Source organism: Acinetobacter sp. RF15B, assembly GCF_007558235.1.
Lineage (GTDB): Bacteria > Pseudomonadota > Gammaproteobacteria > Pseudomonadales > Moraxellaceae > Acinetobacter > Acinetobacter lwoffii_C.
The window spans coordinates 16,151-37,025 of the sequence record NZ_VLSR01000005.1; the positions used below are offsets into that span (position 1 = coordinate 16,151).

Genomic DNA, 20,875 nt, shown 5'->3' on the forward strand with positions numbered 1-20,875 from the left:
TAGCCCATAAGACACGATTTGTCGCGCTGTGTAGGCTGATGCCCTTGTGCAGCTTACAGCCGCGATTTAGCATAAGAAACATTAATTGATACAAAAACGAATTTTAGGACTATAGGTTGTTATGACAAGCCTTGCGCATCATGCGACAGAAAACCGTTCCGTAGCAGAGTTTACTGAACAGGCATATCTTAACTATGCCATGTACGTGATCATGGACCGTGCATTACCCCATATTAGTGATGGTTTAAAACCGGTTCAGCGCCGTATTGTCTATGCCATGAGCGAGCTGGGACTGAAATGGACCAGCAAGCCGAAAAAGTCTGCACGTACCGTGGGCGATGTATTGGGGAAATATCATCCGCATGGTGATTCAGCCTGTTATGAAGCCATGGTATTGATGGCTCAGCCTTTTAGTTATCGCTATCCGTTCATTGAAGGACAGGGTAATTGGGGTTCAGCGGATGATCCGAAGTCTTTCGCTGCGATGCGTTATACTGAAGCCAAGCTGTCACAATACAGCGAGCTGCTGTTATCCGAGCTGGGGCAGGGCACTTGTGACTGGCAGGACAACTTTGATGGTTCAATGAAAGAGCCGGTCAATCTGCCTGCACGTGTACCAAATATTTTGCTTAACGGCACCACCGGGATTGCAGTCGGGATGGCCACCGATATTCCGCCGCATAACCTGCGTGAAGTGGTAAAAGGTACCATCGCTTTAATTCGTAATCCGAATCTGACCGATGTCAAAATTGCAGAGTATATTCCTGCCCCTGACCTGCCGACCAAAGCGGAAATTATCACCCCGCCAGCAGAACTGCTTAAAATCCAGACCACCGGTCGTGGCAGTTACCGGATGCGCGCCGTGTATACGATTGATAAAAATGAAATCGTAATTACCGAGCTGCCTTATCAGGTGTCCGGCTCTAAAATCATTACCCAGATTGCTGACCAGATGCAGGCAAAAAAACTGCCGCTGGTGACCGATGTGCGTGATGAATCGGATCATGAAAACCCGACGCGTCTGGTGATTGTGCTACGTTCCAATCGTATTGATGCTGAATCGGTGATGAGCCATTTATTTGCCACCACTGATCTGGAATCCAGTTATCGCGTCAATATGAACATGATCGGTGCCGATGGCCGTCCACAGGTAAAATCGATTCGCCGTATTTTACTGGAATGGATTGAAATCCGTAAAACGACAGTCACCCGCCGTTTACAATATCATCTGAACAAGATTGAAAAACGTCTGCATATCCTGGGTGGCTTGATCATTGCTTATTTGAATATTGATGAAGTGATTCAGATTATTCGTGAAGAGGATCAGCCTAAACCGGTACTGATGGCGCGTTTCCAGATAGATGAGATTCAGGCTGAAGCCATTCTTGAGCTTAAACTGCGCCATCTGGCCAAACTTGAAGAAATGGAGCTACGCCGTGAACAGGAAGAACTGGAAGCCAAAGCTGCAGTTATTCGTGAACAGCTGGCCAATCCGGAGTCTTTAAAGACCCTGATCATTTCTGAACTGAAAGAGGATGCCAAAAAATTCGGGGATGATCGCCGTTCGCCGATCGTACAGCGGGCTGAAGCTGCTGCCATTGATGAGTCGGAGATGTTGCCTGCCGATCCAGTGACGGTGGTGTTGTCAGAGGCTGGCTGGATTCGCTGTGCCAAAGGTCATGAAGTCGATGCCGAGAAGCTGAACTATCGCGCCGGAGACCAGTATCTTAGCCATGCACAAGGCAAATCCAATCAGCGGGTCTATCTGCTGGATGAAACGGGACGCAGCTATGCCTTGCCAATCAACAGTCTGCCCTCAGCACGCGGACTGGGTGAGCCTCTCAGTTCAAAACTTTCTCCGGCAAGTGGAGTGGGTTTCAAGCAGGTCTTGGTGGCGGAAGATGAAACTGAAATTCTGGCAATCAGCAGCAAGGGGTATGGCTTTAAAACCCAGGCCAAACAGCTGGATACCAATGCCAAAGCTGGCAAAGCTTTCCTGAATTTGTCAGAAGGCGCGCAGATCATGAACCTACAGTCAGTTGACAATGCGGCCTATCTTGCACTGCTCAGTTCTGCCGGCCGTTTACTGCTGGTAGAGTTGTCAGAATTACCTGTACTGAACAAGGGTAAAGGTAATAAACTGATACAACTCGAGGATAAGGATCAGGTTTTATCCATGGCAATATTGAATCTGGATGAAATGCTTCAAGTCTTTGCAGGACAGCAGCAATTAAAATTAAAAGGGGACGATTTGCAAAAGTATATAGGCAAGCGGGGAGCAAAAGGACACCTTTTACCGCGTGGATATCAAAAAGCAAATAAACTGTTGATTCAAAGATAATACTAGCATCCATCTTATAAAATACGTTATATATGAGCAACGATTCGACAAGATGGATGCAAGGCCGCACACATACAAGTCTAAAAACGACAGGCGGAATTGAAAAAAACAGTTGAAATTCTAAGGATTATGATTGGAGAGATTGGGATTATGGAAAAAATTTGGTTCGCTGAATACCAAAAAACAGGGATTCCGGAAACTGTAGAATTACCAGCAGAAAATACTTCATTGATAGATATTTTTGAACGTAACTTTCAGAAATTTGGTTCACGTGATGCCTTTATCTTTATGGATAAAGTGATGACTTTCAATGAACTGGAAGAAGCTAGCCGTAAATTTGCAACTTATCTACAAAGCTTGGGGCTGGCAAAAGGTACACGTGTGGCAGTCATGATGCCAAACGTTCTGCAATATCCAGTCGTGGCACTCGGGGTATTCCGCGCTGGTTTGGTACTGGTGAATGTGAATCCGCTTTACACTTCACGTGAACTTGAACATCAGTTAAATGACTCAGGTTCTGAAGTACTGGTAATTATTGAAAATTTTGCATCTATTTATCAGGCCATTATTGGTAAGACTCCAGTCAAGCATGTGGTTGTTGCTTCTGTGGGTGACATGCTGGGTACCTTAAAAGGTACGCTGGTCAACTTTGTGTTACGTTCGGTACGTAAGCAGATTCCAGCCTGGAATATTCCTGGGCATGTGAAGTTCAACACAGCAATCAACAAGGTCAGTCCGAACAATTATAAACGTCCTGAATTGACTCTCAATGATACCGCAGTGCTGCAATATACCGGGGGTACCACAGGGGTGTCTAAAGGGGCAGAACTGACCCATCGCAACCTGGTGGCCAACATGTTGCAGTGTGATGGAATTTTCCAGAGTAAATTTGGTGCGCAGGATGGTCAGCCAGATGACCGTATTTTCTGTGCGTTGCCACTCTATCATATCTTTGCCTTCATGGTTTGTGCGCTATACGGCATGTATAAAGGTCAGGCGAATGTCCTGATTCCAAACCCGCGTGACCTGCCGGCAGTGATGAAAGAATTGCGTAAATACCAGCCAACTTTCTTCCCGGCAGTTAATACCCTGTTTAATGCGCTGGTGAATAATGAAGAATTCAAGCAGCTGGATCATAGCCGTCTGAAGATGGCTATGGGCGGTGGTATGGCAGTTCTGCCATCAACCGCAGAAGCATGGAAAAAAGTAACCGGTACCAATATCATTGAAGGATATGGCCTGTCGGAGACGTCTCCGGTTGCAACTGCAAACCCGCCAGCCTCTGAAGAATTTAGCGGCACGATTGGTATTCCATTACCATCGACTGACGTAGCCATGCTGGATGATGCCGGCAATGAAGTGCCAATCGGGGAGCAGGGTGAGATTTCGATCCGTGGTCCTCAGGTGATGAAAGGTTACTGGAACCGTCCAGATGAAACAGCCAAAGTTATGGTGAATGGCTATTTCCGCACTGGTGATATAGGTGTGATGGATTCACGTGGTTATGTGAAGATTGTTGACCGTAAAAAAGACATGATTCTGGTATCCGGTTTTAACGTCTATCCTTCAGAAATTGAGGAAGTGGTTGCCAAACATCCAAAAGTTCTGGAAGTGGCTGCTATTGGTGTGCCTGATGAAAAATCGGGTGAAGTGCCAAAACTGTTTGTGGTGAAAAAAGATCCGTCTTTAACGACTGAAGAAATCTTGGCGTATGCTAAAGAGAATCTGACCGGTTATAAGCGTCCACGTTATGTCGAGTTTATGGATGAATTACCGAAATCCAACGTCGGCAAAATCCTGCGCAAAGATCTACGTAAAACTGCTTAACTCAGCCAAGGCTTAAGTTATCCAAGAAAAAAGCGCCTCAGGGCGCTTTTTTCTGATGGATTATTTTTTCATTAACCAGCGATCAAAATAGGGCCGGCCTACACCGACAATTCCCAGAAAAATAAACATGGCCCCAAACTGACGGGTAAAGCCTTTCTGGTGAAATTCACCATAGCTGAGAATATTATCCAGCAAACAATAGACCAGCAGGGCGATGATCCAATGCCAGAGCGGCAAGCGCTTGATTCCGACCGCGTAAAAGCCAACCCATAACACAACAAAAGTGAACAGGGTAGACCAGACATTCATATTGGCACAAATGACCGTCAGTAAAAAAGCCACAATCGGCAGGACAATTTTTAAGACACGATCCACTTGACGTTGATGTTGACGTTGTTTCTCGAGAACCTCAAACATTTCATTTTGATCAGGTGCAACCATCGTGAAGCCTTCAATATTTATAAAAACACCCTATTTAACAAAATTTATTCACTAAATGCCATGTTATGATAGCGATAAAAGCCTGTAAGAGAAAAAACGATGTACAGCATTAGTGGGATTATCTATCTCATTTTGGCCGCCTGCCTTTTACCTTATGTTTTTACCTTTATCGCCAAAAAATCTGCTGGTTTTAGTGCCAAAGACAATCAGAATCCAAGAGCATTTTTAGATAAAGCGACAGGACTGGCCAGTCGGGCCCATGCTGCCCAGCAAAACAGCTTTGAAAGTTTACCTTTATTTATTGCTGCAATTTTATTAGCTGAATATATGGTCATCTCACAAAAACTGGTGATGACTTTCGGCATTGCCTATCTGGTGTTTCGTGTGTTGTACGGAATCTGCTATTTGGCCAACTGGGCGACTTTAAGGTCTATCGTCTGGCTGCTGTCAATCTTGTGCCCGATTACTTTATTGCTATTAATTATCAAGATCGTCTAACTAAATCCGGAATGGGTCAACATATTTGCAGTTCCCTCGGCTAAAACCAAAAAAAATCTGCAAAAACCGTTATAATTGTGGCGATTTTTTCAAAGATATAACTTGTTAAAGAGTGACGCTATGAGCTACAGCAATATCCCAGCAGGTAAAGATGCGCCAAACGACATCTATGTGATTATCGAAATTCCTGCCAATGCAGCACCGATCAAATATGAAATCGATAAAGATTCTGACGCGTTATTTGTTGACCGTTTTATGGGTACAGCAATGTTCTACCCAGCAAACTACGGTTATGTACCGAATACATTATCCCTGGATGGCGACCCATTAGACGTGCTGGTTGTTACTCCACATCCGGTTGAGCCAGGCTCTGTGATTCGTTGCCGTCCAGTCGGTAAATTGAATATGGAAGATGATGGCGGTATTGATGCGAAACTGGTTGCAGTTCCACATGACAAATTGACTCCAATTTATAAAGATGTTCAAGAATATACCGATCTTCCTCCGCTATTGATTAGCCAGATCGAGCATTTCTTCCAGCACTATAAAGATTTAGAGCCAGGAAAATGGGTAAAACTGAGCGGTTGGGAAGGTGCGGATGTTGCAAAACAAGAAGTACTGGACTCAATTGCAGCTTATGCAGAAGCCAATAAATAATAGATTTTCTTGTTAGTTTAGGTCTTTAAATCTTAAAGCTTAAATTAAAAAACCTGCACAATGTGCAGGTTTTTTTATGGCTTGAGATTCGAGCAACTTAGAATAGTTTCACAGGAATGTCTAACCAGATACGCCATTCGTTGGTATCACCGATGTAAGTGGTCTCATAGGCATCGCTTGCACGATAGTAAGAATGACGAAGACGTAAGTTTGCATCTTTGGCAAAACCAGACTGAACAGTGTATTTCACCTGGTTAAAGAATTCGCGTTCGTGAGCATTACTGTTAGTCAGAGTGCGTGCAATAACTACTGAGTTTGTATCATCTGGAATTGCATGCTCAGCTTTATTGGCTTTAATATCCCAGCCATAAACAAAAGCAGAGGTCCAAGACAGGCCAGGTACATTTACAGCACCAAAATCAAAAGTGTACTGTAGTTGAACTGATTTTTCATCATTCCCAATGAAGTCTGACAGGTAGGAGTTAGGCAGGTAAATACTCTGTTTGCCATCGCCTACACCTGTCCCTAAACCATAGTCATAGCCAGTATTACCAAAGTTTTGTTGGTAAGCCACCATAACATTATGTGGACCGGTATTGTAGGTAGTAGAAACTGCCCAAATCGAGTTTTTATATTTATCTTCTGCTGAGCCTATATATGAATAAAGCTTGTCATTGGCTTCACGATCCCACTGCGTATGATAGCCACTGACTTCATAAGTTAAGGAGCTTTTATCCGCTAAGGCCTGGGTGTAATTGGCATTTATATAATGGCGGTCCAGGCGATCTTTAATATCTGTACCGTAGTAAGACGCATTTAAATTGTCATTGAATTGGTACTTCGCCCCCCATACCACAGCACGATCCAGCTCTGCACCATCAGAATTGATCTGGTCTGAAAGCTGGTTTTCTGTAAACTTACCTGCAGTTAAGCTTAAATTTTCAATTTCATTACTTTCTACCAATACACCCGTGTAGTACTCAGGCACTAAACGCGCAGTATTGCTTGCAAGTACAGGTAAGTCCAGAACTTGAGTCCCATAAGTTGCTGTAGTATTCGATACGCGAGCTTTTAAATATGCGCCGCCACGAGCCCAGTGGTCGTAAGCATCTTGAGTACCATCCGGATTAGCTTGAGGGTGGGTAGGGAGCATATCATTTCCAGTATGTCCGTTTTCACCCAGTTTAAAAGAGGCATCTCCGATAATGCCCACACCGAAACCGACAGTTCCTTGCGTGAAGCCCGAGTCCAGTTTAACAATTGCAGTTTGCGCAAATGAACTGGTATCTGCCACCCTATTTTTTTTATCGCGGGTTAAATAACCCGTACGGAACAGGACAGAACCTTCTGCATCTTCAACAAAACCTTTAGATTCGCTTTGCTCACTGGCAAATGCGGTTGAGACTAGGGCAGATTGAATTAAAACTGCCAATGCTAATTTTTTTTTCTGTTGCATTTGGGGAGAGAGCCTTATACAAAGTGAATGGAAATTTTAGGAATTGTATAAGATTAGCTAAAAAAGTGTCATTTTTATTTAATATTTTCTACTAAAGTTTATAACTTTAAGCTTTAGTGAAAATTATATAAGAGCCGTTGAAACCACATAAATTTTTAGATAAAACTTAATAAAAACATTAACTTAAGTTGTAATTTGGCGAGCTGTTGATAAGAGAAACGATTTAATGAGGCCGTGTTTTGACTGAAAAGTTATTACATGTCAGGTTTTACTTGCTTGAATAGTAAACAATTGATAAAGATTTAACTCTGCAGCCATGTTCGCCTATTCTTCAGTAAAAATACTATTGAAAGCCAAATAGACTTTAAAAAAACGATTTAAAAATCTTCGCAGAATAAGAGCATGTGTGGATTTACTGGCTTCTTATCCGTTTTGAAACTGCATTTATTATTAAAAAAATTAAAAACTGATTTGATTCGACTGTGCTTTTTACCCTGCTGATTGGCATAGCTCTTGCATCGCCTAACTGGAGTCCACTACATCAGCATAAGTACGTCTTGAGGCGTTTGGGGGTAAGAATGAAATTCATGTTAAAAACATTAGTGGTTGGATTAGGCAGTGCTGTTTCTGGCTGGAGTCTGGCGGAAGAACCGTCAGCTGAACATAGGGTTTCCGGTAATATCAGTATACTTTCCAGCTATAACCTGCGCGGTATCACCAATACACCTGAAAATAAAAATGCAACTCTTCAGGCTGGGCTGAACTATCAGCATGCCTCAGGTGTGTATGCAGGCTGGTGGGGTTCTACGCTGGATTATGGCGATAACTTGCCGAATGCTTTTGAAAATAATCTTTATCTTGGGATCAATCGTGCAATGAAGCAAGACTGGGGCTATACACTTGGTCTGACCTATTATTACTACTATGATATTGATACCAGCGCTGCCAATGGTGTTGAAAGTTTATTGGGTTTGACTTATCAAGACTTCGGTCTGACTGTGCAAACCTTGCTTGAGGACGTGACCTGGGGCAATGCAGGTGATACCTATGTTAAAGCGACTTATCGCCATCCATTAGCGCAGGATTTCAATCTGGATACCGCATTGGGGCTGTATGCTTACGAAAAATCAGGTGATCTTGAAGGTACGACTGAACATTTTGGCTTTCGTCATTTTGACATCGGTTTGAGTAAAAAGTTTGACAAGACAGGGCTGAGCGCCAGTATGAATTATATACTGGGCGGTTATGACCGCTTTGATGAAAAACAGAAGAATAAAGTGGTATTTACTCTGGGCTACAGTTTTTAAAGCACAGAAAGCCAGAGGTGTATCAAGGCGACAATCGGTCGCCTTTTTTGATTCAGAGCTGATGCTGGCCGCGATACGATAACGCTTCTGACAGGTGCTGACCTTGAATGGTTTCACTTTGATTTAAATCAGCAATAGTGCGAGCAACCCGTAAGACCCGATGATAGCCGCGTGCTGACAGATTTAATTTCTTCTGGGCCAGTTCGAGCATCTTTTGGGTAGTTTGATCCAAAGTCGCATACTGCTCCAGTTGCTGAGGAGTTAAACTCATATTCAGGGCACTTTGTCGCTGAATCTGTAATTCATAGGCGGCAATAACCCGCTGTCTTACCGATTCGGAATTTTCCGCGGCTTGTGTATTTTGTAATTCGTGTGCCTGTAAAGGAGGCACATCAATATGCAGATCAATACGGTCTAGCAGCGGGCCTGAAATCCGGTTCTGATAACGCTTGATACTGTCCGGTGAACATTGGCAGCGACTGTCCTGATGAAAAGCATAGCCACATGGGCAGGGATTCATCGCTGCAATGAGCTGAAAATTGGCTGGAAAAGTGATTTGCCGGGAAGCCCGTGAAATCACGATTTCTTTGGATTCCAGCGGTTGGCGTAATACTTCTAAGACTTTGCGGTCAAATTCAGGTAATTCATCCAGAAATAGTATACCTAAATGTGCCAGGGTAATTTCCCCCGGTTTAGGATGTGAACCTCCGCCAACCAAGGCAATCGCAGAAGCAGTATGATGAGGAGCACGAAATGGCCGTTGTCCAAACGGATGGCTGGTATTGGCAATCGAGTAGATACTGGCCACTTCAAGATTTTCCTGGCTATTGAGTGGTGGCAAAATACTGGCTAACCGTGATGCCAGCAAAGTCTTACCAGTACCGGGCGGCCCACGGAACAGAAGGGAATGGCCACCCGCTGCAGCAATTTCCAGCGCCCGACGCGGTCTTAACTGGCCTTTCACATCCGCCAGATCAAATTTATAAGCAACATGCTGATCGGAAGGGGGAGGGGTAAATGGAGGAAGCGGTTGGGTTTGTGCCAGATGTTCACAGACGTCTTTCAGATGATGAGCAGCAAACACCTGAATATCGGGCAGCTGACAGGCTTCCTGAGCATTACTGCCTGGTAAAATCAGTTGATGCTGTGCCTGCTGACAGGCAATCGCGATACTTAAAATGCCCGTGACAGAACGTAATTGTCCATCCAGTGCCAGTTCGCCAATAAACTCCAGATGATCGGTACAGTTTTCCGGAAGCTGGCCCGAAGCCACTAAAATCCCTAGTGCAATCGGTAGGTCCAGACGTGAACCATCCTTGGGCAGATCCGCAGGGGCAAGATTAATGGTCAGGCGTTTGGTCGGGAACTGAAAACCACTATTGAGAATGGCTGAACGTACCCGATCCTTACTTTCTCTGACAGCGGCTTCAGGTAGGCCTACAATGGTGAGAGAAGGCATGCCGGAACTGACATGAACTTCGACTTCAATTAAAGGGGCATGTAGGCCGAATAAGCCCCGCGTATAAATTTTGGCAAAAGACATATTGTTGTTCCAATTGGGTGCATTATTTTTATAAGTTTGGCGTCTTTTGTGCACTGATGTGGTGCTTATTTTTTGTTGGAAATTTTCTCTTCAAGGGCATCAACCTGTTTTAACAGGTCATTTAAACGCTGATTGGCATGCTGCAAAGCAGTGCGCTGGCGCTCGATCTCTTCTTTAGAGACCAGATCCATCTTGGTCACGGTTTCATTTAATAAGGCACGCAGGTTGTGTTCCAAGTCTTTTTTAGGCTGTTCGACTTGTTGCAAAATCGCTTGTAACAGGGTTTCAATCATGGTCCGATTCATCCTCATGGAAATGAGGCAACAGTGTATCACTGCCAGAATAGAGACCCTAGTATTTCAGATAAAATATAGGCAGATTCGATCAGTACTCTTGTAGCAGCGGTTATTCTACCGTTGTGAGTCACCTATTGAAAATGACTGAACGGCCTGGGTAGGCCTCATATCAACTAAAAAATATATGTCTTCACCCATATAGATGAAGTGTCAGCAGCTCCTCCTAATCTACATAAAAAATATTTCATTTTTGCAGAATCCAACTGGTTATAAGTATAAAATGGGGTATAAAGAAACATCATGTTAATTTTTCTAATTTCCCCCGACCTTAGAAATCTTGGCATGAAATTTGAACATAAAACCTTACTGGTGAAATAAGCCGAAGGAAAACAAACATGAAACTCGTAACTGCAATCGTAAAACCTTTCAAACTGGATGACGTGCGTGAAGCGTTATCTGAAATTGGTGTGCAAGGTATCACTGTCACTGAAGTTAAAGGCTTCGGTCGTCAAAAAGGCCACACTGAACTGTATCGTGGTGCTGAATACGTTGTAGATTTCCTGCCAAAAGTCAAAATTGAAATCGCGATCAGCGATGAAATGGTGGAGGCAGTAATTGAATCTATTACGCGTGTAGCCAGTACAGGCAAGATCGGTGACGGTAAAATTTTCGTTACTAATCTGGAGCAGGTGATCCGTATCCGTACCGGTGAAACAGGTGCAGATGCTGTCTAATTTGGCACGAAGTTTGCTGAGTATCGAATAACTCACAAAAAACTTGGTCGGGGATAAAAATGAAATATATGCTACTTGCGTTCAGCTTGTCGGGCGCACTTTTGGGCGGTTCTGTTGCTTGGGCTGAGCAGCCTGCAACAGTACCGGTCTCCACATCAGATAATTTATTGCGCCATGACCCCCATCCTACTACCTCTACACAAGCGCCCACCGCGCTTGCTGCCACTACTCCAACAGAAACAGAAAAAGAATCTACATTAGACACAGGTGATACCGCCTGGATTCTGGTATCTACCGCTTTGGTCCTGTTCATGACCATTCCCGGTCTGGCCCTCTTTTATGGTGGGATGGTACGTAAGAAAAACGTGCTCTCTACGATGGCGCATAGCTTTATTGCCGCCGCCGTGGTGAGCCTGAGCTGGGTTTTTCTGGGTTATAGCTTGGCTTTTAGTGAAGGCAATGGCTTTATGGGGGGGCTGGATAAATTCATGCTGGCCGGTATTCGCCCCGACACGCTTATCGGCACACTTCCTGAAATCCTGTTTGTGATTTTTCAAATGACCTTTGCCATTATTACGGTGGCGATTATTAGTGGCTCGATTGCAGAGCGTATGAAATTTGGTGCCTTCATTGCTTTTATTGCCCTGTGGAGTGTGGTGGTGTATGCACCGATTACCCATTGGGTATGGGGTGGGGGCTGGCTAGGCAATGATGGGGCGCTGGATTTTGCGGGCGGTACTGTCGTGCATATTAATGCCGGTATTGCCGGTCTGGTGGCGGCTTATATGTTGGGCAAACGTATGGGACTGGGCCGTGAATCGATGGCACCGCATAATCTGACCCTGACAGTAATGGGGGCCAGCCTGCTCTGGGTTGGCTGGTTCGGTTTCAACGGCGGATCGGCGCTCGGAGCAAATGGTGCTGCCGGCTATGCGCTGGTGGTCACCCAGGTCGCCGCGGCAGCTGCAGCCATCTCGTGGTTAATCACAGAAAAAATAGTGCGTGGTAAGGGGTCTGTACTGGGTGCAGTCTCAGGTGCAGTTGCCGGTCTGGTGGTGATTACGCCAGCAGCAGGTTTTGTGACGGTCAGCGGTGCACTGGCTATGGGCCTAATAGGGGGAATGGTGTGCTTCTGGGGCATTACCGGATTGAAACGTGCCCTGAAAGCCGATGACTCTCTAGATGCTTTTGGGCTGCATGGTGTAGGGGGGATTGTTGGTGCGATCCTGACCGCCTTCTTCGCCAGTGAATTTATTATGGGGGACCAGGCACCTGATCATATAATAAGCCAGCTCTGGATTCAGATTGAAGGGGTACTGGCCACCATCGCTTATTCTGCCCTTATGACTTTTGTGATCCTGAAACTGCTCGATTTACTCATGGGTATTCGTATCGGCTCTGAGGATGAACGCATAGGACTGGATTTGAGCCAACACGGCGAACGTGTCGAATAATAATCAATACCCTATAATCAATATATAGTGCAAAACAGCTCATATGGGCTGTTTTTTTTCTATATATTGCGTAAGACTCTACAAAGTTTGCAAATTTTGCTACACTCGGGACTCAACAGGATTTGTTCAATTAAACCGCTATGCATTGCCCATTTTGCAATACTGCCGACAGTAAAGTGATTGATTCACGCTTGGCCGCTGAAGGCTGTCAGATTCGCCGCCGCCGCGAATGTATCAGTTGTAATGAACGTTTCACGACTTTTGAAAGTTATGAAGTGGTGATGCCGCGTGTCATCAAATCGGATGGTAAAAATGAACCCTTTGATGAAGCCAAATTGCGCCGTTCTCTGATGCATGCCTTGCAGAAACGTCCGGTGACACAGGAACAGATTGAAACCGTACTCAGTGATATCCAGCTGCAGATCCGTCGCTTGGGAGAACGTGATGTGAAGTCGCGAACGATTGGTGAAATTGTCATGCAGTCGTTATTCGCGCTGGATCATGTCGCTTATGTCCGTTTTGCCTCGGTTTATCAGGATTTTCAGGATGTCGAAGCTTTTCGCCGTCAGATTGAACAGATGCAACTACGCGAAAATCAAGACCAGACATGACTGAATTCAAGCGGGAACAGAGCTGGATGCATCGTGCTATTGAACTGGCGCGGCAGGGCCAGTATTCCACCAAGCCGAATCCGAATGTTGGCTGTGTGATTGTGAAAGATGGGGTGATTGTCGGTCAGGGTTTTCATCCTCAAGCCGGACAGCCACATGCAGAGGTTTTTGCACTGCGCGAGGCCGGAGAGCAGGCACGTGGGGCAACCGCTTATGTGACTCTGGAGCCTTGTGCACATTATGGCCGTACGCCACCCTGTGCCAAAGGGCTGGTTGAGGCCGGTGTGGCCAAGGTGGTGGTGGCCTGTCCTGACCCGAATCCCCTGGTGGCAGGTAAGGGTGTACAGATCTTGCAAGATGCCGGCATTGAAGTGGAAGTGGGGATCGCTCAGAAAGAAGCCCACGCCTTAAATGAAGGTTTTTTGAAAGCGATGGCCAGCGGGATGCCTTATGTGCGCCTTAAAGTTGCCTCGAGTTTAGATGGCCGTACTGCTATGGCTTCCGGTGAATCGAAATGGATTACCGGAACCGAGGCGCGTCAGGACGTGCAGCATTGGCGCGCCATTTCTGGTGCGGTCCTGACCGGCATTGAGACTGTACTTACAGATGACTGCCAGTTAAATGTCCGTCAGCTCAATGGTGTTGATGACATGAGCACGGTGGTTCAGCCAAAACGGATTATTTTAGACCGCCAAGGCCGTCTGCCATTGACAGCGAAAATTCTAGCGCAGCCTGACAGCGTGATGGTCATGGGGCCATTCCGTCAAGAGCTGGCTGATCTGGGTGTGTTACAATTAGCAGTGCAGCCTTTAACACAATTATTGGCTCAGCTGGCTGGGCAGTACCAGATTTATGATGTGCTGGTGGAAGCAGGGGCGACCTTATCTACGGCATTTTTACAAGAACAATTGGTTGATGAATTGATCAGTTACGTTGCACCCACCCTATTGGGCCGTTCTGCACGTACTATGTTTAATGCAGAATTCAGCCGTATGGCCGAACAACTCCGATTTAAGCTGCGCGATGTAACTCGCTTCGGTGAGGATGTGCGCTTCAGGTTAATTCCTTTTCAAGAGACACTATGAGTTCAGAGTCTACGGTTTATCATAAACGTCGCCATGCGGCGCGTACCACCGATGAGTATCTTTTCCATCAGCTGGTTCCTTATCTGGGCAACAAACGCCGTCTGCTGCATTTAATTCTGGAAGCGCTTGAGAGTACAGGCACCTTAAACCGTACTGATGGCCGTGCTCCTATTTTTGCCGACTTCTTTGCCGGCTCTGGTGTGGTCTCACGTTTGGCTCGTCAAAACGGTTACCGGGTGATTGCCAATGACTGGGAACCCTACAGTCATGCGCTGAATCATGCGGTGCTGGCCTGTACTGAGGCACCAGCGTTTAAAGAATTGGGGGGCTATCAGAAAGCCATTGATTATCTAAACCGTCTGCCCGAAGTCAAAGGCTGGGTGACGCATAACCTGTGTCCACGTAATGATGAAATTTATGATCCGTCGCGTGACCGTTTGTTTTTTAAACGCCGTAACGGGATGCGGATTGATGCAATCCGCCAGCAGATTGCCACCTGGCAGGCACAAGGTGCAATTGATGATGTCGAAATGAGTGCTTTGCTGGCACCACTATTATATTCAGCCAGTTTTGTCAGCAATACTTCCGGCGTATTTAAAAGTTTCCATCATGGCTGGGGCGGCAAGACCCAGACCGCACTGGAACGGATTGAATCTTTACTCTGGCTGACGCCAAGCCGCTTCTGTGAAGACAAGAAACATCAAGGGCCGACCGCTGAAATGTGGTGTGTGGATGCCCAACATCTGGCCAATCAGATGAGCAGTTTTGAGGTCGATGTGGCGTATCTGGATCCGCCGTATAACCAGCATGCCTATAGCAGTAATTATCATGTACTGAATGCGCTGACTTTATGGGATCAGGTCGATCTGCCGACACCAGATACCAAGGGCTTCAAGAGTGGTATTGACCGCGCCTGGCGTAAAGAACGTCCGAGCCAGTACAACTCTTCCAAGTATGCCAAAGAGGCGTATGAGACCTTGCTGGCCACGATTAATGCACGTTTTATTCTGACCAGTTATTCCACCGACGGGAATATCAGTGCGACCGATTTATTGCAGGCCAACCTGAAACGCGGTCGTGTGACTCTGCTAACCCAGGATGTGCCACGTTATCGGGTCAGCAAGCAGCGCCAGTCAGAACGTGCACGCGTACTCGAATTTATTGTGATTACCGATACGCATGCCAAATCAGGCCCACCCATCCGTCAGCTGCTGAGCCAGTTGCATCATTATGCAGAGCTGGGCGGTGTAGATACAACCGGGGTCAGTACCCAGTTGGCCTTGTGGTAAGCGCATAAAAAAGGAAATAAAGATGTTTACAGGTATTATTGAAAGTCTGGGCAAAGTTGAAAGTCTGCAAAGTGTCGGAGGGGATGTGCGTTTACGTATTCAGACCGATCTGGATATGTCGGATGTACATCTCGGTGACTCGATTGCCACCAATGGTATTTGCCTGACCGTGATTGACTGGGGCGAGAACTGGTATGCAGCGGATGTGTCGCGTGAAAGCCTGAACCGGACCACACTGGGACAATGGAAAGTCGGACAGCCTGTGAATGTTGAAAAAGCCATGCTGCCCACCACCCGTTTTGGTGGGCATATTGTATCTGGGCATGTCGATGCCGTGGGTGAAATTACCATCGTTCGTGAAGATGCTCGCTCGGTATATTATGAAGTGACGGCACCGGCTGAAATTGCCAAATATCTGGCAGAGAAGGGCTCAGTCACCGTTGATGGCATCAGTCTGACCATTAACCATTTACGTGGCAGTGTCATCAGCCTGAACCTGATTCCGCATACAGCTGAGCGGACCAATATCGGTAGCTGGAAAGTCGGGACAAAAGTAAATCTGGAAGTTGATGTGCTGGCCCGTTATATCGAGCGTTTGCTGCTGGGAGATAAGGCCGCAGAAACCACCCAGCAATCAAAAATCAGTATGGAGTTTCTGGCTGAAAATGGCTTTTTAAAATAAGTCCAACTCCAGAATTCCCGGCAGTCTAGTTGAAAAATTAGACTGTTTTTTTGTTTTTGGAGATAATACCGCGTATAACTTGCGATTTTAGCCCCAATGGACAGATCGAATGCTCGATTTTTTACTTCATCTTGAACAATCCTTGCCCTTATTGCTAGACCAGTATGGGGTATGGATCTATGCGATTCTGTTCCTGGTGATTTTCGCAGAAACCGGCTCAGTATTTTTCTTTTTCCTGCCTGGCGATAGCCTGCTAATTGCCATCGGGGCACTGTGCTCGACGACAGACCTGATCACCTTACATTCTGTCGGTTTATTACTGTTCATTGCTTCTACTCTGGGATATACCGTCAATTACTACACGGGCAGAGCGCTAGGGCTGAAGTATTTCAATGAGCATTCACGCTTTTTCAAGCCGGAATATATAGTCAAAACCAATCATTATTTTATGAAGCATGGCGGCAAGACTATCCTGATTGCACGTTTTATTCCCTTTGTGCGTTCCTTCGGACCTTTTGCCGCCGGTTCCGGGCATATGAACCTGATGACCTTTAGTTTGTATAATGTGGTTGGTGGAGTACTCTGGATTAGCAGCCTGTTGGGGGTGGGCTATATTCTTGGTAATACCGCCTTTATGCTGGCTGACCTTTTTAAATTTTGACGTTTTAGAGCTGAACTGAGCTTGATTATTTTTTATTCGGCCTGTACGGCTTGGAGCAGATCGCGCGTCCAAAGCCCTTGTCTTGTTGAATTTTTAAGGCTTCGATCGACCATGCATAGATAAAAACTTTTAGATTTACCTTGAATTTATTGATGAACCCTGGATGTTTGGTTCTTTCAGACCAATCACAGCGCTATAAGAAAAAAATCAAATCAGATAGCGGCCAGTGTGAGTATGGCTCAGCCTATTGTGATAGATTAGAATTTTGAAGAATATAGTCAATTTCTTCTTTGGCGGCAGCACGCAGCTTATCGCGTAGTGCATTCACTGTTTGTTCAATGGCACTTTCGGCCTCGAGTTCCAGACGTAAACGTACACTGTCGAGTTCAGACCGAATCTGGGAATCTTCAATACGGTATTGACCTGCAGAAAAATCCAGCACCTGTTCAGGGTTTTTTTGATAACGCGCGGTGTAGTGCTGTATCTCAGTATCAAGCTGCTGACGCATTTCGATTAATTTTCGGTTTTGTTCAGCAAATTTGAGTTCTTCATCCCGGCGTAGCTGTTCAGCATAGGCCTGTACTTCAGCACGTTTTTTGTTTAGGGCTTTTTCCAGTGCCTGCTGTCTTCGAATACGAGCCTCTTCAATCAGTTCAGCCTTGCGCTGTGCATAGGCGGCTTCAATCCGGCGCTCCGATTCTAGTTGGAATTTTTGATCATGTAGCAGCCATTCTTCCAGAACGGTTTCAGGCTTGAGTACATCACAGATCCGCGAGAGGTCATCGATAAAGGTCTGACGCACAGCCTCAGGCGTATTTAACCAGCGCTGTTTAAAATCTGGACCTACATTTAATGCCACTTGCATCTCCTTGTTTATCGTCTTGCTTAAAGTTTATAGGTCTGAGGTTGAATACCAAAACGGCGATATTGTTTGAACTTTTCACGCCCCAGCTGCTTGGCCGGCTCATTGTTTTCAATAATCTCAATAATGTGACTAAATTTCGCATCCGGTTCAAGTGCTTCCGGACTAAAATTAAAAATAATCCAGCCCGGCTGTTTGGGGAGCTGTGCTGAAATACAGACCACAGCCTCAGGCTGCTCAATACCATGCGGAATAAAGCTGACTGGATCAAAGCTCCAGAGCAGCTCATCAAGTTCCTGCTGCAGGGCAGGATCGGCACAATACAGCCAGATGCGTTCGGGTTGACGCAAAATCTTGCGGCATAAACGACAAGTGCTGTCCACTTGTCGTTCAGGGCTTTTTTCAAATAAGTAGAAGCTGACCTTAGCCATTCACTTGAACACGATTAGCCAGGAATTGCATTAATAGTGGCACTGGACGGCCTGTCGCGCCTTTATTGGGACCAGAGTTCCAGGCAGTCCCGGCAATGTCGAGATGCGCCCAGCGATAATCACGGGTAAAGCGTTGCAGGAAGCAGGCAGCGGTGACTGAACCGGCTTTAGGGCCGCCAATATTGGCAATATCGGCAAATGGTGAATCGAGCTGTTCCTGATAGTCATCCAGCACCGGCATGCGCCATACGCGGTCAAATGCGTTCTGGCCAGCAGTTTCCAGCTCGACAGCCAGCTCGTTATCCGGAGTGAACATGCCTGTAAGCACGGAACCCAGCGCCACTACACAGGCACCGGTTAAAGTTGCAATATCAATTACCAGCGCAGGATTAAACTGTTTGACATAGGTCAGGGTGTCGCACAGAACCAGACGGCCTTCTGCATCGGTATTTAAAATTTCAACGGTTTGGCCGCTCATGGTGGTGACAATGTCGCCTGGACGGGTCGCTTTGCCGGATGGCATATTTTCAGCCGCAGCAATTGTGCCGACCACATGAATCGGTAAACGGGCTTCACACAGGGCACGCATGGTTCCCAGTACCGAAGCAGCACCGCACATGTCGTATTTCATCTCGTCCATGCCTGCGCCCGGTTTAAGTGAAATGCCGCCAGTATCAAAGGTAATGCCTTTGCCGACCAGCACAACAGGCGCTTCGCTACGTTCGGCCTGATATTCCATACTGATAATACGGCCCGGACGCTCCGAACCTTTACTGACTGCCAAAAAGGCACCCATCCCGAGATCCGCCATTTGCTGCTCATCCAGTACGGTGACTTTCAACAAGTCTGGATATTCCGCTGCCAGGGCCTGTGCCTGTTCTGCCAGATATTCCGGGAAGCAGATATTTCCTGGGCGGTTGCCCAGATCACGTGCCAGATTCTGGCCGCTCTGTACCGCCTGAATCAGCTGCAGCTGTGCTGAATCTAAGGCGCTTTGTGCGGTGATCAGGTCAATCTGTTCCAGAATAAACTCATTTTTCTTCGATTTGTATTCGTCATAGCCATAGTTGGCCTGAGTCAGGGCCAGTGCAAAAAGATAGTGCAATTCTTGTGGAAGTTGTGTCAAATCAACAGAAATCTGTTTGAATTTTTTCTGTGTGGATTGAATAATGGTTTGTGCAAGCTTCGCCAGTTTAGCAGGCTGTAATTCAGCAGTTTTGCCCAGTCCAATCAGCGCAGCAGAGTGACACTGGCTGAGCTGATTGATCAGGCTCAGACTCTCGGCAAGGCCTGCCTTGAATTGAGCGGCTTCAATTAATGTGTCGAATTGACTGATCGGGTAATGTGACGTTATTTCCTGAACTTGTTCTGCGTCGACTAAAATCAACAAAGACTGACTTGATCCATTCTCTGGGAATGACGTATTAATTGTAAGTTTCATATCCTGCTTTCACGCCTGTGTAGGTTTGCGAATCATTCAATCATTGAACCATTTATCTCAACAGATTTTCAATGGGAATGACAGCTCAGGTTTTATATTTTTGCTATTCGGGTAAACTAGCACCCATTTTATGGACTTCAATTTGGAAGAATTAATTTGATTATTCGGCGTTATCTGGTCAAGCAAGTAGTATCGACCTCTTTGGTGGTAATTGCCTTATTGACCCTCATCATGATGGGGGGACGACTGATCAAGTATTTTGGTGTAGCTGCTCAGGGCCGTCTGGATGCAGGCATCCTGTTTAGCATCATTGGCTATCGCTTACCAGAATTCTTAACCCTGATTCTTCCCTTGGGGTTCTTTATCGGCCTAATTCTGGTCTTTGGGCGTCTTTACGTCGATCATGAAATGGCAGTATTGAATGGCAGTGGTATCAGCCGGCATCAGTTGGCGCGTTTACTGATTCCGCTCACACTGGTCTATCTGATGGCACAGGGCTTTTTAATGTTATGGGCTTCGCCTTGGGGAATTCGCCAGTTTGAGGCCTTAACCACCAGTCAGGCGGTACGTACCGGCTTTGATCTGGTGCGACCCAAAGAGTTTATCTCTTCTGGGCCTTATACCATCTATGCTGGGGATTTATCGGAAGACCGGAAACACTTAAAGGATATTTTCTTCTATCAGCGTGCGGAAAAAGAAGGCAAGCCGGATGTCATGATTCTGGCCCAGGAAGCAACCCGAATAGAAATCCCCAATGATTCTGCGAATGTGGTCGATCTGATGCAGGGGCGCCGTTATGAAATCTACCCGGGGACTCCGCAATATACACATGCGGAATTTGCCAGCTATCGTCTGCGGATTGAAAATGATAAAGAGGCAGAGCTGGCCAGTGATGAAGTCGAGGCTTTACCAACATCGCAGTTGTGGCAGAAGCGTGATGATCCGGTCGTGGTCAGCGAACTCGGCTGGCGGATTTTTGTTCCATTTGCGATGGTGATTGCATTGATTCTGGCAGTAGGCCTGTCTGAGGTCAGTCCGCGTCAGGGGCGTTATCTCAAACTCTTTCCGGCACTGATGATTTTTGCCAGTTTGATTGTGGCCCTGATGGCGGTCAAAACCCGGATCAGTAAAAATGAAATGGGCATCGCGGCTTATCCTCTGATTCTACTGGCCTATGCTGTGGGTGGGGCACTGTTCTCGCGTAAGCAGAAGCTGGCTCCCAAAATTAAGAAACAGATTCAGCGAGTGAGGTCTTAACA

The 20,875-nt window shown here is 46.2% G+C and carries 20 protein-coding genes; 13 read left to right on the plus strand and 7 right to left on the minus strand.

Annotated features, from left to right (window positions below; all coding sequences use genetic code 11):
* Positions 1-121: 121 nt before the first annotated feature.
* Positions 122-2,341, plus strand: coding sequence for a DNA topoisomerase IV subunit A (gene parC, locus E2K74_RS04980; RefSeq protein WP_151206613.1), 2,220 nt, complete (start codon positions 122-124; stop codon positions 2,339-2,341).
* 150 nt (positions 2,342-2,491) lie between these two features.
* Positions 2,492-4,168, plus strand: coding sequence for an AMP-binding protein (locus E2K74_RS04985; protein ID WP_151204153.1), 1,677 nt, complete (start codon positions 2,492-2,494; stop codon positions 4,166-4,168).
* Between the two features lie 60 nt (positions 4,169-4,228).
* Here the strand turns inward: E2K74_RS04985 and E2K74_RS04990 are convergent, their stop codons facing one another.
* Positions 4,229-4,609, minus strand: a complete 381-nt coding sequence (locus E2K74_RS04990; protein ID WP_151204154.1) for a hypothetical protein — start codon at positions 4,607-4,609, stop codon at positions 4,229-4,231.
* 99 nt (positions 4,610-4,708) lie between these two features.
* Between E2K74_RS04990 and E2K74_RS04995 the strand changes: the two genes are divergently transcribed.
* Both E2K74_RS04995 and ppa read left to right on the plus strand, forming a co-directional pair.
* On the plus strand, positions 4,709-5,107 hold the full coding sequence (locus E2K74_RS04995; RefSeq protein ID WP_151206614.1) for an MAPEG family protein: 399 nt from the start codon (positions 4,709-4,711) through the stop codon (positions 5,105-5,107).
* Between the two features lie 120 nt (positions 5,108-5,227).
* Entirely contained in the window at positions 5,228-5,764 is a 537-nt protein-coding gene (gene ppa / locus E2K74_RS05000) for an inorganic diphosphatase (protein ID WP_151204156.1), read from the plus strand.
* A gap of 97 nt (positions 5,765-5,861) precedes the next feature.
* On the opposite strand, the gene E2K74_RS05005 is transcribed toward ppa, so the two are convergent.
* Positions 5,862-7,220: an OprD family outer membrane porin gene (locus E2K74_RS05005; RefSeq protein ID WP_151206615.1), complete on the minus strand. Its 1,359-nt coding sequence runs from the start codon at positions 7,218-7,220 to the stop codon at positions 5,862-5,864.
* A 578-nt stretch (positions 7,221-7,798) separates the two neighbouring features.
* Here E2K74_RS05005 and E2K74_RS05010 point away from each other — a divergent pair.
* The gene (locus tag E2K74_RS05010; protein ID WP_151206616.1) at positions 7,799-8,527 is read left to right on the plus strand and encodes a TorF family putative porin; all 729 of its coding nucleotides are present in this window, start codon (positions 7,799-7,801) and stop codon (positions 8,525-8,527) included.
* Positions 8,528-8,579: 52 nt separating this feature from the next.
* Here the strand turns inward: E2K74_RS05010 and E2K74_RS05015 are convergent, their stop codons facing one another.
* Positions 8,580-10,070, minus strand: a complete 1,491-nt coding sequence (locus E2K74_RS05015; protein WP_151206617.1) for a YifB family Mg chelatase-like AAA ATPase — start codon at positions 10,068-10,070, stop codon at positions 8,580-8,582.
* A 65-nt stretch (positions 10,071-10,135) separates the two neighbouring features.
* Positions 10,136-10,363: an accessory factor UbiK family protein gene (locus tag E2K74_RS05020; RefSeq protein WP_151206618.1), complete on the minus strand. Its 228-nt coding sequence runs from the start codon at positions 10,361-10,363 to the stop codon at positions 10,136-10,138.
* A gap of 398 nt (positions 10,364-10,761) precedes the next feature.
* Between E2K74_RS05020 and glnK the strand changes: the two genes are divergently transcribed.
* The 7 genes from glnK (at position 10,762) to E2K74_RS05055 (ending at position 16,882) form a co-directional block, all read left to right on the plus strand.
* A complete protein-coding gene (glnK, locus tag E2K74_RS05025; protein WP_151204174.1) occupies positions 10,762-11,100 on the plus strand; it encodes a P-II family nitrogen regulator in 339 nt (112 codons plus the stop codon).
* A 59-nt stretch (positions 11,101-11,159) separates the two neighbouring features.
* On the plus strand, positions 11,160-12,554 hold the full coding sequence (locus E2K74_RS05030; RefSeq protein ID WP_151206619.1) for an ammonium transporter: 1,395 nt from the start codon (positions 11,160-11,162) through the stop codon (positions 12,552-12,554).
* A 140-nt stretch (positions 12,555-12,694) separates the two neighbouring features.
* Positions 12,695-13,165 carry a transcriptional regulator NrdR gene (gene nrdR, locus E2K74_RS05035; protein WP_151206620.1) on the plus strand — a complete coding sequence of 157 codons (471 nt, stop codon included), beginning with the start codon at positions 12,695-12,697 and terminating at the stop codon, positions 13,163-13,165.
* On the plus strand, positions 13,162-14,250 hold the full coding sequence (ribD, locus tag E2K74_RS05040; protein WP_151206621.1) for a bifunctional diaminohydroxyphosphoribosylaminopyrimidine deaminase/5-amino-6-(5-phosphoribosylamino)uracil reductase RibD: 1,089 nt from the start codon (positions 13,162-13,164) through the stop codon (positions 14,248-14,250). The genes nrdR and ribD overlap by 4 nt, the downstream gene beginning before the upstream one ends.
* A complete protein-coding gene (locus E2K74_RS05045) occupies positions 14,247-15,539 on the plus strand; it encodes a DNA adenine methylase (protein WP_151205585.1) in 1,293 nt (430 codons plus the stop codon). Before ribD ends, E2K74_RS05045 begins: the two co-directional genes overlap by 4 nt.
* 22 nt (positions 15,540-15,561) lie before the next feature.
* Positions 15,562-16,221, plus strand: a complete 660-nt coding sequence (locus E2K74_RS05050; protein ID WP_151206622.1) for a riboflavin synthase — start codon at positions 15,562-15,564, stop codon at positions 16,219-16,221.
* A gap of 109 nt (positions 16,222-16,330) precedes the next feature.
* On the plus strand, positions 16,331-16,882 hold the full coding sequence (locus E2K74_RS05055) for a VTT domain-containing protein (RefSeq protein ID WP_151206623.1): 552 nt from the start codon (positions 16,331-16,333) through the stop codon (positions 16,880-16,882).
* Between the two features lie 244 nt (positions 16,883-17,126).
* On the opposite strand, the gene E2K74_RS05060 is transcribed toward E2K74_RS05055, so the two are convergent.
* Genes E2K74_RS05060 through E2K74_RS05070 form a run of 3 tightly spaced genes read right to left on the minus strand, consistent with a single transcriptional unit; the run spans position 17,127 to position 19,616 of the window.
* On the minus strand, positions 17,127-17,741 hold the full coding sequence (locus E2K74_RS05060) for a hypothetical protein (RefSeq protein ID WP_151206624.1): 615 nt from the start codon (positions 17,739-17,741) through the stop codon (positions 17,127-17,129).
* Between the two features lie 26 nt (positions 17,742-17,767).
* Entirely contained in the window at positions 17,768-18,175 is a 408-nt protein-coding gene (locus E2K74_RS05065) for a DNA polymerase III subunit chi (RefSeq protein WP_151206625.1), read from the minus strand.
* Complete coding sequence (locus tag E2K74_RS05070) at positions 18,168-19,616, minus strand: leucyl aminopeptidase (RefSeq protein ID WP_151206626.1); 1,449 nt, start codon at positions 19,614-19,616, stop codon at positions 18,168-18,170. Before E2K74_RS05070 ends, E2K74_RS05065 begins: the two co-directional genes overlap by 8 nt.
* Before the next feature lie 156 nt (positions 19,617-19,772).
* Between E2K74_RS05070 and lptF the strand changes: the two genes are divergently transcribed.
* Positions 19,773-20,873, plus strand: coding sequence for an LPS export ABC transporter permease LptF (gene lptF, locus E2K74_RS05075; RefSeq protein ID WP_151206627.1), 1,101 nt, complete (start codon positions 19,773-19,775; stop codon positions 20,871-20,873).
* Positions 20,874-20,875: the final 2 nt, after the last annotated feature.

Bases quoted from the DNA above. Each gene is read 5' to 3' on its own strand.
- parC (WP_151206613.1), top strand. From the start codon at position 122: ATGACAAGCCTTGCGCATCATGCGACAGAAAACCGTTCCGTAGCAGAG.
- E2K74_RS04985 (WP_151204153.1), top strand. From the start codon at position 2,492: ATGGAAAAAATTTGGTTCGCTGAATACCAAAAAACAGGGATTCCGGAA.
- E2K74_RS04990 (WP_151204154.1), bottom strand. From the start codon at position 4,609: ATGGTTGCACCTGATCAAAATGAAATGTTTGAGGTTCTCGAGAAACAA.
- E2K74_RS04995 (WP_151206614.1), top strand. From the start codon at position 4,709: ATGTACAGCATTAGTGGGATTATCTATCTCATTTTGGCCGCCTGCCTT.
- ppa (WP_151204156.1), top strand. From the start codon at position 5,228: ATGAGCTACAGCAATATCCCAGCAGGTAAAGATGCGCCAAACGACATC.
- E2K74_RS05005 (WP_151206615.1), bottom strand. From the start codon at position 7,220: ATGCAACAGAAAAAAAAATTAGCATTGGCAGTTTTAATTCAATCTGCC.
- E2K74_RS05010 (WP_151206616.1), top strand. From the start codon at position 7,799: ATGAAATTCATGTTAAAAACATTAGTGGTTGGATTAGGCAGTGCTGTT.
- E2K74_RS05015 (WP_151206617.1), bottom strand. From the start codon at position 10,070: ATGTCTTTTGCCAAAATTTATACGCGGGGCTTATTCGGCCTACATGCC.
- E2K74_RS05020 (WP_151206618.1), bottom strand. From the start codon at position 10,363: ATGATTGAAACCCTGTTACAAGCGATTTTGCAACAAGTCGAACAGCCT.
- glnK (WP_151204174.1), top strand. From the start codon at position 10,762: ATGAAACTCGTAACTGCAATCGTAAAACCTTTCAAACTGGATGACGTG.
- E2K74_RS05030 (WP_151206619.1), top strand. From the start codon at position 11,160: ATGAAATATATGCTACTTGCGTTCAGCTTGTCGGGCGCACTTTTGGGC.
- nrdR (WP_151206620.1), top strand. From the start codon at position 12,695: ATGCATTGCCCATTTTGCAATACTGCCGACAGTAAAGTGATTGATTCA.
- ribD (WP_151206621.1), top strand. From the start codon at position 13,162: ATGACTGAATTCAAGCGGGAACAGAGCTGGATGCATCGTGCTATTGAA.
- E2K74_RS05045 (WP_151205585.1), top strand. From the start codon at position 14,247: ATGAGTTCAGAGTCTACGGTTTATCATAAACGTCGCCATGCGGCGCGT.
- E2K74_RS05050 (WP_151206622.1), top strand. From the start codon at position 15,562: ATGTTTACAGGTATTATTGAAAGTCTGGGCAAAGTTGAAAGTCTGCAA.
- E2K74_RS05055 (WP_151206623.1), top strand. From the start codon at position 16,331: ATGCTCGATTTTTTACTTCATCTTGAACAATCCTTGCCCTTATTGCTA.
- E2K74_RS05065 (WP_151206625.1), bottom strand. From the start codon at position 18,175: ATGGCTAAGGTCAGCTTCTACTTATTTGAAAAAAGCCCTGAACGACAA.
- E2K74_RS05070 (WP_151206626.1), bottom strand. From the start codon at position 19,616: ATGAAACTTACAATTAATACGTCATTCCCAGAGAATGGATCAAGTCAG.